General features: G+C 66.6%; 17 protein-coding genes. 8 read left to right on the plus strand and 9 right to left on the minus strand.

Annotated elements, in window-relative coordinates:
- Window positions 1-11 precede the first annotated feature (11 nt).
- Window positions 12-440, minus strand: coding sequence for a VOC family protein (locus ABZ780_RS25650; protein ID WP_357487721.1), 429 nt, complete (start codon window positions 438-440; stop codon window positions 12-14).
- Window positions 441-632: 192 nt separating this feature from the next.
- Between ABZ780_RS25650 and ABZ780_RS25655 the strand changes: the two genes are divergently transcribed.
- Both ABZ780_RS25655 and ABZ780_RS25660 read left to right on the plus strand, forming a co-directional pair.
- Window positions 633-986 (plus strand): type II toxin-antitoxin system RelE/ParE family toxin, encoded by a 354-nt coding sequence (locus tag ABZ780_RS25655; protein WP_357487722.1) that lies wholly within the window; start codon window positions 633-635, stop codon window positions 984-986.
- Window positions 983-1282 (plus strand): helix-turn-helix transcriptional regulator, encoded by a 300-nt coding sequence (locus ABZ780_RS25660; protein WP_357487723.1) that lies wholly within the window; start codon window positions 983-985, stop codon window positions 1280-1282. The genes ABZ780_RS25655 and ABZ780_RS25660 overlap by 4 nt, the downstream gene beginning before the upstream one ends.
- Before the next feature lie 10 nt (window positions 1283-1292).
- Here ABZ780_RS25660 and ABZ780_RS25665 read toward each other — a convergent pair whose 3' ends face one another.
- Entirely contained in the window at window positions 1293-4379 is a 3087-nt protein-coding gene (locus ABZ780_RS25665) for a DUF3427 domain-containing protein (RefSeq protein WP_357487724.1), read from the minus strand.
- A gap of 389 nt (window positions 4380-4768) precedes the next feature.
- On the opposite strand from ABZ780_RS25665, the gene ABZ780_RS25670 reads away from it, so the two are divergent.
- Window positions 4769-6631 carry a DUF262 domain-containing protein gene (locus tag ABZ780_RS25670; RefSeq protein WP_357487725.1) on the plus strand — a complete coding sequence of 621 codons (1863 nt, stop codon included), beginning with the start codon at window positions 4769-4771 and terminating at the stop codon, window positions 6629-6631.
- A 34-nt stretch (window positions 6632-6665) separates the two neighbouring features.
- Here the strand turns inward: ABZ780_RS25670 and ABZ780_RS25675 are convergent, their stop codons facing one another.
- From ABZ780_RS25675 to ABZ780_RS25685, 3 genes are all read right to left on the minus strand, one after another.
- Complete coding sequence (locus ABZ780_RS25675) at window positions 6666-6863, minus strand: hypothetical protein (RefSeq protein WP_357487726.1); 198 nt, start codon at window positions 6861-6863, stop codon at window positions 6666-6668.
- 288 nt (window positions 6864-7151) lie between these two features.
- Window positions 7152-7691, minus strand: a complete 540-nt coding sequence (locus ABZ780_RS25680) for an isochorismatase family cysteine hydrolase (protein ID WP_357487727.1) — start codon at window positions 7689-7691, stop codon at window positions 7152-7154.
- Window positions 7688-8848, minus strand: coding sequence for a helix-turn-helix transcriptional regulator (locus tag ABZ780_RS25685; protein WP_357487728.1), 1161 nt, complete (start codon window positions 8846-8848; stop codon window positions 7688-7690). Before ABZ780_RS25685 ends, ABZ780_RS25680 begins: the two co-directional genes overlap by 4 nt.
- A 232-nt stretch (window positions 8849-9080) precedes the next feature.
- Here ABZ780_RS25685 and ABZ780_RS25690 point away from each other — a divergent pair, with 232 nt between their 5' ends.
- The 4 genes from ABZ780_RS25690 to ABZ780_RS25705 are packed head-to-tail and all read left to right on the plus strand — an operon-like array spanning window position 9081 to window position 10892.
- Entirely contained in the window at window positions 9081-9308 is a 228-nt protein-coding gene (locus ABZ780_RS25690; RefSeq protein ID WP_357487729.1) for a hypothetical protein, read from the plus strand.
- Window positions 9305-9595, plus strand: a complete 291-nt coding sequence (locus ABZ780_RS25695; RefSeq protein WP_357487730.1) for a hypothetical protein — start codon at window positions 9305-9307, stop codon at window positions 9593-9595. Before ABZ780_RS25690 ends, ABZ780_RS25695 begins: the two co-directional genes overlap by 4 nt.
- Entirely contained in the window at window positions 9592-10647 is a 1056-nt protein-coding gene (locus ABZ780_RS25700; protein WP_357487731.1) for an FAD-binding oxidoreductase, read from the plus strand. The genes ABZ780_RS25695 and ABZ780_RS25700 overlap by 4 nt, the downstream gene beginning before the upstream one ends.
- Window positions 10644-10892, plus strand: a complete 249-nt coding sequence (locus ABZ780_RS25705) for a DivIVA domain-containing protein (protein ID WP_357487732.1) — start codon at window positions 10644-10646, stop codon at window positions 10890-10892. The genes ABZ780_RS25700 and ABZ780_RS25705 overlap by 4 nt, the downstream gene beginning before the upstream one ends.
- A 164-nt stretch (window positions 10893-11056) precedes the next feature.
- Here ABZ780_RS25705 and ABZ780_RS25710 read toward each other — a convergent pair whose 3' ends face one another.
- Window positions 11057-11599: a hypothetical protein gene (locus ABZ780_RS25710; RefSeq protein ID WP_357487733.1), complete on the minus strand. Its 543-nt coding sequence runs from the start codon at window positions 11597-11599 to the stop codon at window positions 11057-11059.
- 47 nt (window positions 11600-11646) lie between these two features.
- Here ABZ780_RS25710 and ABZ780_RS25715 point away from each other — a divergent pair, with 47 nt between their 5' ends.
- A complete protein-coding gene (locus ABZ780_RS25715) occupies window positions 11647-11889 on the plus strand; it encodes a hypothetical protein (protein WP_357008580.1) in 243 nt (80 codons plus the stop codon).
- Between the two features lie 24 nt (window positions 11890-11913).
- On the opposite strand, the gene ABZ780_RS25720 is transcribed toward ABZ780_RS25715, so the two are convergent.
- The 3 genes from ABZ780_RS25720 to ABZ780_RS25730 all read right to left on the minus strand — a co-directional run bounded on the left by ABZ780_RS25720 (window position 11914) and on the right by ABZ780_RS25730 (window position 14604).
- Window positions 11914-12795: a cellulose binding domain-containing protein gene (locus tag ABZ780_RS25720; RefSeq protein WP_357487734.1), complete on the minus strand. Its 882-nt coding sequence runs from the start codon at window positions 12793-12795 to the stop codon at window positions 11914-11916.
- 103 nt (window positions 12796-12898) lie between these two features.
- Window positions 12899-13519, minus strand: coding sequence for a hypothetical protein (locus ABZ780_RS25725; protein WP_357487735.1), 621 nt, complete (start codon window positions 13517-13519; stop codon window positions 12899-12901).
- Complete coding sequence (locus ABZ780_RS25730) at window positions 13516-14604, minus strand: helix-turn-helix domain-containing protein (protein WP_357487736.1); 1089 nt, start codon at window positions 14602-14604, stop codon at window positions 13516-13518. The genes ABZ780_RS25725 and ABZ780_RS25730 overlap by 4 nt, the downstream gene beginning before the upstream one ends.
- Window positions 14605-14625 lie beyond the last annotated feature (21 nt).

A 14625-nucleotide genomic window follows, 5' to 3' on the forward strand; every position in this document is an offset into this window, starting at 1 on the left:
TGTTGCTCGCGTCAGCCCGTGGCGCCGAAGTCGGGGACGGTGAGGGTGCCGTCGGGGCCGAGCAGGAAGCCAGGGTTCCAGGCGATCTCCCAGATGTGGCCGTCCGGGTCGGCGAAGTAGCCGGCGTAGCCGCCGTAGAACGTCTCCCGCGCCGGCTTGGTCACCTTGCCACCGGCCTTGATCGCGGTGGCGATCACCTCTTCGACCTCCGCCCGGGAGCGGACATTCTGGGCCAGGGTCATCGCGCCGGTGCCCGGATTGGAGATGCCGGCGTCGGCGGCGAGCTTGTCGCGGCCCCACAGGACGAGGGCCAGGCCGCCGGCCTGGAAGAAGACCGTCTCCTCGACTTCCTGGCCACGCCAGCCGAGCTGCTCGTAGAAGGCCTTCGCGCGTGCCACGTCCGTGACTCCGAGAGTGACCAGACTGATCCGCTGTTCCATCGGTAGATCCAATCACTCAGAGGAGCGGCAGGTGGCCTGGACGCTGCCGCCGTGCTCGGGGACCGAGGTCACGCTAACGGTGGGGTGTGACGCGCGGCTTGCGTTCGTTCATCACCCGGTCCGACTCGACGTCATTGACGACACGCACTCAGGAAGCTCGCCGCCAGCCATCCAACCCATAGCATCGATGCTATGGGTTGGGGTAGCGTGGAGTTGGAACCGGAAGTCCGAGACTGGCTGGAGGAACTACCAACCGCCGACTTCGCCCGAGCGGCGTTCTACATCGATCTTCTGGCCAACCGAGGTGTGCTGCTCGGAGAGCCGCACAGCAGGCAACTCGACGGCAAATTGCGAGAGCTGCGGTTCTACCTAGAGCGCGACGCGGTACGAGTGACGTACTGGATAGCCTCCGACCGGAGGATCATCCTGCTCACGGTGTTCCGCAAAACGCGGATGCGGGAGGACCGGGAAGTCGAGCGGGCTCGCCGCGCATTCGAGCGGTGCGTGGCGGAGCGGCACATCGTGAACGAGGGGGCAGAGCGATGAGTGATCGCCTGGATTGGAATGACCTGCGCGAGCGCCGGATGGCAGAACCAGGAGCGGCCGAGACTTACGAGGCCACCCGGATCGCCTTCGAGCTTGGTCAGGAGGTGCGTCACCTGCGGGAGGGGCATGGTTGGAGTCAGAGCGAGCTCGCGCGGGCTGCCGGCATGACCCAGTCTGCGGTGGCCCGCTTCGAGGCCGGCGGCACCGTGCCGACCTTGCCGGTTCTGGAACGCCTCGCACGAGCCCTGGACCGGAGGCTGGACGTCAGGTTCGCACCAAACGCGGACGCCGCTTGACCGGGTGGGGCTATGCGGCGATCGTCCGGGCGGTGGCGTAGACGTCCGCGGGCAGGGCGTGGTGGAGCCGCCACAGGATGCGCATGGGCCGGTCGCCGGTGTGCGACTCGTACGTCATGGTGCCGGCGTAGAGGTACGGCGGCGCGCCCAGGTCGCGGTCGGCGATCCGGGTTTCCCGAACGAAGAGGTGCACGGCCGAGCCGCCCGAGGTATAGCGCTGCCCGGTCGCGGAGGCCGACGAGGTGGTGCTCTGCGACTCCCACTGAAACAGCGTGTCGGTGATGGCCCGGTCGGCGTACATGGTGGTGGGAGAGTAGTGCGCCTCGGACTTGACCAGGGTGACGAAGAACAGGTCGGCCTGCGCGTCGGGCAGCCACTTCACCCCCTCGCGGAGTGAGCCCGGGTTGGTCATGCCGAAGGCGGCGCACGCCTCGTTGCGGCTGTAGCGGGCGTGCGTCCGCAACGGCACTGCCCCAGGGGCGGCGGCCGGCGTGACCCGGTGGATGCGATCCCGCAGCACGTCGGCGACCTGCCGCAGCTCGGTGCAGCGCGCCGGTTCCTTCCACAGTCGCGCCAGCCGCTCGTCCCGTGCCGCCAGAGGCGCGTTCGGCCCCCAGAGGCTGAAGTGCAGCATGTCCAGCAGCCGGCCGTTGCCTGCGTACACCTGCTGACCTGGCGCGGGCGGTCCGGCCGCGACGTGGGTCAGCAGCTCCAGCCGGTCGGGGTCGTCGGTGTGCAGCATTCGGCCGATGGCCCGACCCAGCTCCTGGTCGTCAGGGCCGGGCGCGGACGTCTCGATGCCGGCGAGCCGACGCAGCCCGGTCCAGCCGCCGATGCTGGCCGACCGGTACACATCTTCGATCTCCAGGCCGGTCTCTCGCAGGAACGTCGCCAGGCTGACGTCGCCAAGTTGCCGCAGCTCAGCCACCAGGCCGGCCTTCGAGGTGGGCAGCGCCGACTTCAGGTTGGCGAGCACCACCTCCTTCGCCACCCGGTCCAGTTCGACGTGGCAGCCACTGGGCAAACTCGGGAAATCGTCGCGGACCGCTTCGGTGATGGCCCGCCGGGTCACCCCGGTCAGGGCACGCCAGCGCAGGTCGAAGCGGAAGTTGGCATTCTGCCCGCCGATGAAGTCGAGCACGGTCAGGCACGGCTTGTCGTCGTCGAGGCGCAGGCCACGGCCGAGCTGTTGCAGGAAGATCGTGGCGCTCTCGGTGGGCCGCAGCATCAGGATCGTGTCGACCATGGGTAGGTCGACACCCTCGTTGAACAGGTCCACGGTGAAGAGCACCCGCAGCTTGCCGGCCTTGAAGTCCCGCAACATCCCCGCCCGGCCGGCGCGGTCCGCCCGCGACGTCACCGCCGCCGCCGGTACGCCGTGCTGGTTGAACCAGTCGGCCATGAACTCCGCGTGCCCGATGCTCACGCAGAACCCGAGCGCCCGCATCCGCCCGACGTCCACCTTGTCGCGAACCGCCCGCAGCACCGACCGCGCCCGAGCGTGGTTGCCGGTGTAGAGGCCGTCCAGTTCCGTCGGGTCGTAGCCCTGCCCACGCTTCCAGGCGACCTGCGACAGGTCCACGTCGTCGTGCAGCCCGAAATACTGGAACGGCGCCAGCAACTGCCGCTCCAACGCGTCCCACAGATGCAGCTCAACGGCCGCCCGGCCGTCGAACCACCGGCGCACGTCGCCGCCGTCGGCCCGGTCGGGGGTCGCCGTCAGTCCCAGGAGTACGCGGGGACGCAGCCGCTCCAACAGCCGCGCGTACGTCGGCGCTTCCGCGTGGTGGAACTCGTCGACGATCACCATGTCGTACGCCTCGGGGTCGACCTCGCGGCGGTGTAGCGACTGGATGGAGGCGAAGACGTGCTTCCAGCCGTTCGGCTTCTCGCCCGCGACAAGCGTCTCGCCGAAACTGCCGTCCCCCATCACCTGCCGGAACGTCGACAGGCTCTGCCGCAGGATCTGCTCCTGATGGGCGACGAAGAGCAGCGAATCTGTTCGTCCTGCCTTGTGCAGCCGGCGGTAGTCGAGGGCAGCGACGACGGTCTTGCCGGTGCCGGTCGCCATCACCACGAGATTGCGCCAGCGCCCATGCACCAGCCGTTCGGCGTCCAGGTCGGCCAGGATCTCCGCCTGGTACGGGTAGGGGCGCACGTCCAGGTTCGAAATCTCGGTCGGCGCGCCGTCGCGGCGCTCCCCGCTCAAGGCGTGCCGCAGCCGCTCGGCGTCCCTGGCCGCGTCGTACGCCTCGAACGCCGGATCGTTCCAGTAGTCCTCGAACGTCGCCGTGAACGTGTCGATGACGTGCGGCTGCTCCATGTTCGAGATGCGGACGTTCCACTCCACGCCGTCCACCAGTGCGGTCTTCGACAGGTTCGACGAGCCGACGTACGCAGTGGTGGTGCCGTTGGACCGGCGGAACAGCCACGCCTTGGCGTGCAAACGAGTGGTCCTCGTTTCGTACGACACCTTGACCTCAGCGCCCAGCTCGGCGAGCCGATCGAGTGCCCGCTGATCGGTGGCACCGAGGTAGGTCGTGGTGATGACCCGGACTCGGCCGCCACGGGCGATCAGCTCGCGGAGGGCTGGCTCGACGATGCGCAGGCCGTACCACTTGATGAACGCGCACAGCAGGTCGACGCTCTCGGCGGAGGCCATCTCGTGGTTGACCTCGTGGCCGATGCGGGGCTGGTGACGGCCGTTGACCAGCAGTGCGCCGGTGGAGAGGGGAGTGGTGGGGCGCTGCGGAAAGGCTGGTAGCGCGGGAGGGGTTGGCGGGGCCGCGATGGCGTGGAGCAGGTGCTTGGCATCGGTGACCTGGTCCTGGTCCGTCGCCGCCTTTGGGCTCAGGGTGGCGATGGCATCGGCGATGCGATTCGCCATCTCGACCTGGTGGTAGAGCTTGTCGTCGCCGTTGGGGAGGGCTTGCAGGGCGCGGGCGGCCAGGACCGCGATGTGGCGGGCGAGGGCGTGGTGGGCGTCGGCGGGGTCGAGTTTGTGGTGCTGGATCAGGGCGGGGTCAACGTGTTGGAGGCGGGTGGCCAGGTCGCGGGTGATCAGGTGCTCGTAAACACCCCGCTCAAGATCCGTCATCCCAGGAATCTAGTCGATTAACGGCCCGGGCGGTCCGTATGAAGGGACGGCGGGCTCGGTCCGATGGGGCATCCATCCGAGGCGAACCAGAGACACCACACCGCCAAGGCTCATCGGGTGCGTGGCTTGCTCTCGGCAACTCCCCACAGGCATCTGGGCCGGTGTCACGACTTGGACCATTGACAGCGTAGAGCGGGTAGCGCGGACCGCCTAAAAGGGTGACATTCAGGGGGCCTGCCGATAGCCTACGACGCGTAAGGTTCCGATAGCTCCTCCGAAGACGCTCGTAGCTGTCGAGCCTACCTACCGCTAGCTGAGTCGGCCGTGGTATTGCGTGCGCATCCACTTGTCAGGACAGACCAACCAATCGTCGCGAAGGGCGCCCTGATATGCCATTCGAAAGTCCTGACTGGCCGCTCGCGGAGCTCTTGCGGGATATTCGTGTCGGGAAGGTGCAACTTCCGGACTTTCAGCGTGACTGGAAATGGGACGACGACCGTATCGTCAGCTTGCTGGCCACAATCACGCGCGGCTACCCGATAGGGGTCGTGATGACGTTGGAGGCGGGTGGTGACGGTACACGTTTCAAACCCAAGGCATTATCCGGTGTCCCTATTGCCGGGCTTCAGGATCCCGAACAGCTTTTGCTGGACGGCCAGCAGCGTCTGACCTCGCTGTTCCAGTCGCTCATGTCGGGCAAGGTGGTGGATACGACCGACGACCGCGGCAAGCGGCTGAAGCGCTGGTACTATATCAACATCGAGGCCGCGTTGCGTGACGAAGGTGACCGCGAGGAAGCGATCATTAGTGTCCCTGAGGACAGAACGGTCCGGGACAATTTTGGCCGGCGCGTCGTGGCCGATTACAGCACTATGGATAAAGAATGTGCCGCTGGCATGTTCCCCTTGCGCATTGCGCTCGACGGTGATGCCAAGCTCGACTGGTCTTTCGAGTTTATCGGCATGGATCTCGAGCGGCGTAAACAATGGAAACGGTTTCAGAGTTCGGTCCTGGACAACTTGACATCCTATCTCGTGCCGGTTATCAAGCTGACCAAGACGACGCCTAAGGAGGCGGTCTGCACCGTTTTCGAGAAGGTGAACACGGGTGGGGTTGCGCTAAACGTCTTCGAGTTGCTAACCGCCACCTACGCCGGGGATAAGGTGTACTTTGCCGAGCACGGTGCCGATTTTCGCCTCAACGACTACTGGCTGGACGTGCAGCGGCGTCTAGAGCGTCACCGGGTGCTCCGTTTCTTAGAGAACACCGATTTCTTGCAGGCGGTAACGCTGCTAGCCACTTGGGAGCGAAAGAGGGCGCACCAAGGTGACGCCTCCAAGGCCCCCGGAGTGGGCTGTAAGCGGCGCGACATGCTGAAGCTGAAATTGGCTGAGTTCCTCAATTGGGCTCCCAAAGTCACAGAGGCCCTTGAATGGGCGGCGGCGTTTCTCGCGGCAGAGCACATCTTCGATGCCCGCGACGTGCCTTATCGCACCCAACTCGTGCCTTTGGCCGCTATCCGGGCTGCTCTCGGCGAGGACGCTTCCTTGTGGGGGCATGACGCGAAACTGCGGCAGTGGTTCTGGTGTGGAGTGCTTGGTGAACTTTATGGCGGTGCCACTGAGACCCGTTTTGCTCGGGATTTGGAGCAAGTCATCTCATGGCTGACAGGTCGGGGTGAGCCCAGTACCGTCTCCGACGCCACTTTCCACGAGGATCGGCTTTATACTTTACGAACCCGTAACAGTGCCGCATATAAGGGAATTTATGCACTGTTGATGAGGCAAGGTGGACGTGACTGGCTCAAGGCCGAGGCGCTTGGGCAGGCGGCTTTTTACAACTATAAGGTCGACATACATCACATCTTCCCGAAAGTGTGGTGCGACAAGAATGGGATCGATCCCATTTGGCGAGAGAGTATCGTTAACAAGACGGCTCTTGCGCGGCACACCAACATTCGAATTGGCGGTCAGTCCCCCCGCGACTATCTGCCGAAGATTGAACGCGCAGCAGGGATTAAGCCGAAGGACCTTGACGTCATTCTAGAAACCCATGCCATCAATCCGAAATACCTTCGGCGGGCAGACTTTTACAAGTTCTTCGATGCTCGCGCAGAGGCGTTGCTGCAACTGGTAAGCGCGGCGATGGGGAAGCGAGCAGTGCGAAGCGGCGAGACCGAGGGCGACGAATCGCCGTCGGCATATGAGATGGAGCGTGAGGAGTCGGAGGATGACATGACGCTCGTCTCCTAGCCTTCATTCCATTGCCCCGGCCTGTGCTTTCCTGTTAGCGATGGCATGCCAGCGTCGCGTAGCACCGCTCGATGACCGGCGTGCGCTGGATGTGCGGCCAGCTCCGCTTGACATGCGGAACGGCAACGATCGGTAGGCCCGCGCCAAACGAATCGTTGCAAACGCCGAGCGCCAAAGTGTCGCTGATAGCCAGCGCGCACTTCGTCACCGTATTGAAGGTGAGCAGCGCCACCACCACCTCGGCCGGTGGGTCTGGGTCGCCGGGTATCCCGCCACTCCACGCGTACGAGATAGCCGGTCTTGCCTTCCAACGTCGCCTGGTCTAGCGACGGCGCGGCGGCCGAGCTGACGATCATGGACACACCCGCCGTTCGTCGGCGATCAGTTCCTGGATGCGGTCCGTCGGACCCGCCGGGCGGACGACCAGATACGGCACGGGGGTGTTCCGTTGTGAGCGCAGTCTGCCCGAGGCGGACGACGTGCAGTCGGGCGGATACGGATTGAGTCGCCGCCGCACTGCTCAGAATTTGATGCTCACGTCGCTGGCGTTGATGATCTGTCCGGCTCCAATAAACCGGCGCGCGACCAACAGGCCGGCCTCGTGCGCGGCTTGCCCTCCATGGCTGGCGGACGCGTCCGTTACGAGCCACGGCGTCAGGCCGCGTTCGAAAGCGTCAACTGCCGACTTGAGCACGCAACTCTCCGTCGCTATGCCACAAAACACCAGGTCGGTCCACCCCTCCTGTTCAGTCAAGGCAATCCCGGCAGAGGAGAAGTACGAGTAGATATTCTTGTTGATCACCGCTCGGGCCCGGCTGGCGTGTTGCGCCAGTTCCGGTACGATCTCTGTCTCCGGTGGGTGCTGCACCGACGACCAGTGGATCAACCGCTCGAACGGGCTGCCGGGGTAGTTGTGATAACGGGTGAACACCACCGGTCGCCCGGACGCCTCCCAGTTCTCCACAAGCTCGACGACTTTGGGGATGACGTCTCGGCTCTGATCGTTGATGAAGCCGTTTTGCATGTCGATCACGATCAGAGCGGCTCGTGTCTCACTCATAGGCTGACTCTGCCACTCAGTGCCGCAGTCTCACGAAGGGCGGTTTGGGCCTGTGTCAGACGTGCCGGGAGGCCACTCGTTGAGAGGGTAGCCTCGCGCATCATGCAGTGCTGCGCGGTCTCGCGTGCCCTGGCGGTCGTCAACCGGGAGTGTGCCGCACGGAGAAAGCGCCAGCCGAACTCAGCCGGCATGGCCGGATCTCGGCCGTCTTCGACCTGGGACTGGATGTGGCGGCAGTAGGCCCAGAGCATCTGCACGTCGACCTCGCAGGACACCAGGTCGTCGACCGTGAGCGCCCGCTCGGGGGCGAGAGCGTGGTACGCCACGCCGGCCCAACTGGCATAGCCCAGCGAGACTCCCTGGACGCCAAAGGGCTGAACTGAAGGTTGGTCGAACCCTTGGGTTAGCAACCGACGTTCGACGTGGTCGTCCACTGGTTTAGGACATGGCCGCGCGCGACGGTTCACCAGTACAGACGGCACGCTCATGAGGCGTAAGGCGTTCTCAAGCTCATCGCCGCTCCATGCCGACTCTTGCAGGACGTACATCGACAGGACGTATTCCGGCGCCACGTGATCGGTGGGTGGGGCAAACGAGAGAAGCCTCGTAACCTCGTCCGCTGCCCAGGGCACGTCCGCCTCATAGCTGGCGTATCGCCAAGCGGCCAGTGCGGCCAAAGTGCGAAAGTGAAGTTTTTCCTCGACGTGCAGCACCACGACGCCGCAGGCAAAGACATGGGCGGTGCATGTGCCTACCGGGTGCGGCACCTCCGTCACAGACACTTCCAGCCACTCGTGGGGCCGTCGATGGAAGGTGTCTTTGCCCGCTAGTTCTGCGGCTGCCCGCGCGTTCATGTAGGCCGGGATGAACTTGTGGGACTGGACCCGATAGCCACCCCCATCGGGGTTGTGCTGGAGGGAAGCCTCGCTGGTGGCAGCGACGAAACGGTCCGCCGCCTGACTGCTGGCCCTGCTCAGAACGGTGTCAAGCGCGGCCTGCATCTCCGGCCGAGGATGCACCGCGTCGCGGCCGGCCTCCCACTTGGAGACGGTGCGCTCACTCACCCCGAGGTTCTCGGCGAAGTCGCGAATGCTCATGCGGAGCGCGTGCCGCAGTGCACGGGTCTCGCGACCTGTCCACGCCTGGACCGTAGGCAAAGCTCTCGCCTCTCATCGCGTCGTAGCCGCTTCGGCCAGCTTAACGGCTCCGGATGCAGCTTAGGTACAGCGTAAATACAGGGTGTAGTCATATCGCGGTATCGATCGCTTGGCCAGTGTGGACGCATGGCCCGGGGCGGGTGCTGGCTCCGGGGTTGCGCCGACCCGAACGGCGCAGCTCCGCTCCCGCCCGCCCCGGCGCCGCTTCATCCGTCAACGTCTCGGAGCCGGCATGCCCACCCTGATCGACGACTTCCCGGTCCTCACGCCCGTCACCGACGAGGACCTGTGTACCGCGCTGCGGGCGGTCACCGTCCACGTCCCCGAGAGCTGGCCGCAGGGCGAGTTGTGCCGCAGTGAACGTGTCCCGTTCCCGTGCCGGCTCGCCCGCTGGGGCAGGGCGACCCTGGAAGCCGCCGGTCTCACCGAGGCGCAGCTCGGTCAGGGGCCGGCGGCATGACGTCGGGGGAGGCGGTCGGCCAGTGGCTGCGGCTGGTGGTGGCGGACGCGGAGCTGTCGCCGTACCTCATCGGGGTTGACCTGGGTCGACTCGCCGCGCACCTCACCGCGGGCCTGGCGAACGCGCTCGCCGGAGGAGCAACGCCGAGCGACGGCTGGCGCGGCCTGGGGTTGTCGGAGGCGCAGCATCGGAGGGTCGTCGACTACCTGGTGGGGGTGCTCTGGGCGGCCGATCTGCCGGATGACCAGATTGCCCAGGTACGGCGGACGTTCGAGGTGGACGCGTGAACCTCGCCGCAGCCTGGGCGTCGGTCGACGATCGGGCCGCCGGCGACTTCTGGTGCACCGTGGAGGACCGCCGACCCGGGTTGCTCCCCAACCGTGAGGCGCCGCTGCTCTTCCACGCGCTGGGTCAGCTCACGCTCGGCGGCGACGACCGGGCAGGCCGGGCAGCGCTGCTGACGGTGCTCGGCCGCGCGTACCGTCGCTATGACCTGCTCCCACACGCCCCCACCCTCGGTGACGCGCTGCTCGCGACGGTGGCCCGGCACGCGCATCCACCGTGGACGCCTTCGCTGACCCTCGCCGGTGAGCGCGCCATGGACCGCGCCACGCACGCCGTGCGTCGCGCCGCCGCCCGCGTCGGCGACGGCCCAGCCTGGTGGCCCGCCCAGGTGATCGGCCACGAACGGCCGTCGCCCAACATCGCCATCCTGACGGTACGTCCCTGGCGACGCCTACCCCACCAGCCTGGCCAGGCCGTCCCGGTCTGCACACCACGCCTGCCCGGACGTTGGCGTTGGCTCTGCCCGGCCAACGCCCCACGCGCCGACGGCACCGTCGAGCTGCACGTCCGCGCCGTACCCGCCGGCACTGTCTCCCACCACCTGACCCATGAGGTACGCCCCGGCGAGCTGATCTGGCTCGGCCCACCCGCCAACACCGGGCTGTGCCTGCGTGGCGGTGATCTGCTGCTCGTCGCCGGCGGCACCGGCCTGGCGCCGCTGCGCGCCCTGGTCGAACAGGTCGCCGCCGCACCCGACGGTCGGCGGGTGACTCTGGTCGTCGGGGCGCGCACCTTCACCGACCTGTACGACGCCATCACCCTCGACAAGCTGCAACACGCCCACGACTGGCTGACCGTCGTACCGGCGTTCTCGCACGACCCCAGCGCCGAGCCGCGCGAACAGGGCGACGCCCTCACCATCGCTCTCCAGCACCACACTGCCTCGCAGACCGTGTACGTCTGCGGGCCGCCGTTGATGCTCGCCGGTGCCCGGCTGCGCCTGCTCGCCGCCGGTGTGCCCGCCGACCGCATCCGCCTGCCCGTGATGCTGTGACGGTCTACCGCAGCCTCGGGGCGCTGGCCGGCCCTCTCACCCCGAGCTGCCTCCGCGACGTGACGCTTCCCCTTACCTGGTACGGGCAGCGGGGCTACCGGCCCGACGATGTGCACGCGCTCCTGGACCGGCTCGCCTTCGAGCTGGGAGAGCGGTCCCGTCAACTCGACCAGGCGCACGCCGAGAACGAGCGGATCAAAAATGCCCTACGCGCCTGGCAGACCGAGCGCGCCGCAGGCGGTTAGGCGGCCACCTGCCCCGAACGGATCAGCGACGGGCTCCCTCTCGATGGGCGCGTAGCTTCTCTTTGTCCGGCGAGTCAGTGTTCCCACAGCTCCGCCGGTAGCTCCCGGCCCTGCGAGGCGGCCGCCGGTTGGGCGGGTGGCACGTTGGGTGGCGGTGCTCAGTCTCAGTCTGCGGCCGGACGCGTGGTCGTCTTCCGCTCGGGCACGCGGATGACGTCCGTGTCGATACCCTCCCGCCGCAGGACGTAGAACCAGCCCTCCTCGGTGTCCGGGTCGTAGTGCAGGACAGCGTTCTCTCGGGCGAGGCGCCTGAGCCAAGCGTCTAGCTTTGCCTTCTCGTCATCGCGCAACTGCTTGCCAGAGCGACGGCGTGCCTCGGCACGAAGCATCTGGATCGGAAAGAGCCAGCGGTGCTCATCCTTGAGGAGCCACGGGATCAGCTCGTCGTTGCGGATGGTCCGCCGCTGAAGCCCTCGCCGTCGGCGGAAGTTTCCCCACAGCGACGGTACGGTTTCGACGCCGTACTTGCGGCGGTACTCCTCAACCATCCACTGGTAGGTCCGCCCCTCCTCGAACCACCGGATGGCCTCCTGCTCATTCTGGATCTTCTTTGCGGGCATCGGATCAGTTCGACCTTCCTCGCGGCTCGCGAGCCAGCCACTGCGACTCCCATGAGTGAACCTCCGGATGATCATCACGTCAACCACTGTCAGTAAGCTGCAACGCAGGGTCGGCGACGGGAACAGGAGCCGTTGTGAAGGTCAGCTTGACTGTGTGTGACGTGTGCCAGGACAGGCGGCGCGAAGCCAAGACGTACGGGGTTGTCTCGGAAGGGCGGACCGCGGAGACCGACCGCTGCGAGGAGCATGCGGCGCCGTTCGAGGCGCTGTTCGCGGTGAAAGAGCCGCGTCCCGCGCGCCGCCGGTATCAGGTCACGACGATGGAAGAAATCGAGGCGAGCAAGGCAAAGCAGGCCAATCCCCGCTCGCGGCCCTGATTGAGCGGCGCACTCACGGGCGCGTCAGGTGTTCAGGTCGCCGAATTCGCGTAGCCCGTCGACGTCGAGGGTGATCCGTCCGTTCTCGGTCCACTGCGCAGTGGCGGCGAGCCAGCTCGGGTCGTCGCGCTCGTTGATTTCGCTCCAACTGTGCCGGTGGTGGCGGAGCTGGATCGGCCCGGTCGACTCGCCCGGAGCGAGCGTCCCGCTGGCGAAGGTCAGCTCGACCCAGCCGATAGCTGGGGTGCCCGGGATCGGATACTGCGTCGGTGTCGGCGTAGCACCGGGCGACCCGCCCGGCGGTATGAAGACCTGCACCGTCTGCCGGATCCGGTCGCAGCCCAGCACGGCCCAGTCGCAGTTCGTCACAAGCGAGGTGTTGCCGCCCTCGAAGCGCAGGTGGTAGCGCACCCGCACGGCGGCGAGATCGAGCGGACCGCTGCCGGTATTGGTGACCTGGAGGCTGTATTGGATCTGGTTGTTCGTCGGAGCCCAGTCGAGGTTGAGATAGCTGAGCGTCGCGCGGCCGGTGGCGGTGCGGACGGCCGTGGGAGGCGAGCTGTCCGAGTAGCCGCCGAGTGCGCGGGCGGCGATCGCGATCCGGTACGTCGTGCTGGGCGCCAGGTCGGTCACCGTGATGGTGGTGTCGGTGGTGGTGCCCAGGAGGCGGTAGGTGTTGTGGGTCAGCGGCACCTGCACCTCGTAGCCGATCGGGCCGTCGCCGGCCGGCTCACCGACCCAGGCGGACGGCGTCCAGGTCAGGGTGAGCTGGTGTGGCTCGTTGGCCACCACGGTTGGGCTGCCGGGGGTGCTGATTGCCGGGCCGTCGGCACGGGCGGCGTGGACGGTGAGCAGGCTCGCCAACGCGGCGAGGGCGATGGTAGCGGTGACGCGGCGAGCACGCATGCTCCGAATGTTAGGGCCACCCCGCCGAATTCAATAGCTGACTGTCAATATCTGGGCTTGGCTTCGTGGAGCTGGTCCGCTACATGACGTAGCCGGCACGGTGCTAGTCATGAGCCTGGGCGGGCGTTCCAGTCGAGGGTCGAGTCGGGCTCGGTATCCGTGCAGGCGAGAGCTGGAGCAGCCCGGCCTTTCGTGCGTACGAGGGGAACTCGGCCCCGGTGCACGGCAGCCGATGCTGTGTCCCCCGCAGCGCGTCGATAATCGCACCCGCGTTGACCTCGGTGAGTCTGCCGGCCTGGCAGCTATCGGCGAGTAGCCAGATCGTGCCGTGAACCGCTAGGCCGTACTTACGGCCTACCTTCGTGGCTTTGCGGTCATCCGTGACTGCCGTACCTCCGTGAATCTCCGCCGCAGCGAAGACGCTCGCCTCGCCCAGGTCTCGTCTGCCGGCGCCGACGCGGCGGACCCAAGTCGAGAATCGATGGAGCTCGGCGATCGTGTCGAGTGCAATGACCTCGACCCACGCAAGGTTCAGCGCCGCGGTGAGCGCGGGCATCCCCTCGGCGCTGGTGCGAAGTTCGTCGAGCACGACGGCGGTGGTGGCCACCCGCCGCCCCGTAACCAGGTCGGCCAGCACGTCGAGCCGGTCGGCGAGCGCGAAATGGTGTAGCACGGTGGCGTCGAAGACGAGTAAGGGCTCGTGAGTCGAAGCTGCGACGGTCACGGTGCCAGATCTGTCTCGTCGCGCGCTGGTAGGTCGCCCAGGCTGATCTGGCCATGCAGGAGTTCGACGGCACGGGCATCCGTTATGAAGTCTCGGCGCCAGGCTTCCATGACGGCGTGCGAATAACCCGGTGGTACGCGAATCGCGTCGAGATCCGGCTGAGGGGCCCAGCCAACCGCGTCCATGATCTCCGCACGCGTGGGCGTGGTTCGGCTCCAGCGCGTCGATGATGCGTCCAGCCACCCGGCCTGTTCCGCCTGCCGTAGCGCCAACGACCACGACGTGCGGTAGTGCGCGGTGAGCCGGATCATCTCGTCGCGGGATGCTGTGCTGCGGCTGACGTCCCCAAACGCGGCGACCGGGAGGAGGAGTTCGGCCGCGAAGGCGTTGATCAGACTCTCCCGGCCAGAGCGCGACAGGTGCACCGCCAGGTCGCCGGAGTATTCGTCGCCCAGCACCAGATGGCCCAGTTCGTGGGCTGCGGTGGCTCGACGCCGACCCGGATCGCCCTCAATGCTCACCACCGACACCGCGACGTCTCCGTCCACCATCGACGCACCCTCGCCGGGCACGTCACTGACGAGGACGTACTGGCCGCTGCGTTCACAGAAGTCCATGAGGGTGGCGATGGGCTCTGTGCCGACACCATGAATGCTGCGCAGCCACCGGGCCGCCGCACGGGCGTCGTCTTCCGAGGCGAGATTGCCGTCGTACCGAACGGGGTTGACGAGAGTGAGTGCGCCGGCGTCGAGAAGCTGGCGGACGTCCCTGAGCCAGGAGGCGAGCGCGATCTCCAGTCGTTGAGATCGCCGCGCGACGTCCGTGTCGTTCTCGGCGAGGAGTTCCGAGCGGCGCGAGATCACCGTGGGTCTTGGTTCAAGCAAATGATCGATGGGTACGTCGAGCGCGGCCGCGAGCCGAATCAGCTCCAACGCGTCCACCCGTCGAACACCCGACTCGATCTTGGCGATCATGGTGCGATCGAGGCCGAGCTGAGCGCCCAGTTCAGCCTGGGAGAGGCCAGCCCCGAGGCGGGCCTGGCGTACCTGCTCGCCGACCGTCGTCCAGTCGCCGGTTTCGGTCATGGTGCGATAATCGCACGCCGT

Source organism: Micromonospora sp. NPDC047467, assembly GCF_040643095.1.
Classification (GTDB): domain Bacteria; phylum Actinomycetota; class Actinomycetes; order Mycobacteriales; family Micromonosporaceae; genus Micromonospora.

Excerpts from the sequence above, each read along its gene's own strand:
- ABZ780_RS25655 (WP_357487722.1), top strand. The coding sequence starts at position 633 with ATGGGTTGGGGTAGCGTGGAGTTGGAACCGGAAGTCCGAGACTGGCTG.
- ABZ780_RS25720 (WP_357487734.1), bottom strand. The coding sequence starts at position 12,795 with ATGCGTGCTCGCCGCGTCACCGCTACCATCGCCCTCGCCGCGTTGGCG.
- ABZ780_RS25660 (WP_357487723.1), top strand. The coding sequence starts at position 983 with ATGAGTGATCGCCTGGATTGGAATGACCTGCGCGAGCGCCGGATGGCA.
- ABZ780_RS25690 (WP_357487729.1), top strand. The coding sequence starts at position 9,081 with ATGCCCACCCTGATCGACGACTTCCCGGTCCTCACGCCCGTCACCGAC.
- ABZ780_RS25730 (WP_357487736.1), bottom strand. The coding sequence starts at position 14,604 with ATGACCGAAACCGGCGACTGGACGACGGTCGGCGAGCAGGTACGCCAG.
- ABZ780_RS25695 (WP_357487730.1), top strand. The coding sequence starts at position 9,305 with ATGACGTCGGGGGAGGCGGTCGGCCAGTGGCTGCGGCTGGTGGTGGCG.
- ABZ780_RS25665 (WP_357487724.1), bottom strand. The coding sequence starts at position 4,379 with ATGACGGATCTTGAGCGGGGTGTTTACGAGCACCTGATCACCCGCGAC.
- ABZ780_RS25650 (WP_357487721.1), bottom strand. The coding sequence starts at position 440 with ATGGAACAGCGGATCAGTCTGGTCACTCTCGGAGTCACGGACGTGGCA.
- ABZ780_RS25670 (WP_357487725.1), top strand. The coding sequence starts at position 4,769 with ATGCCATTCGAAAGTCCTGACTGGCCGCTCGCGGAGCTCTTGCGGGAT.
- ABZ780_RS25680 (WP_357487727.1), bottom strand. The coding sequence starts at position 7,691 with ATGAGTGAGACACGAGCCGCTCTGATCGTGATCGACATGCAAAACGGC.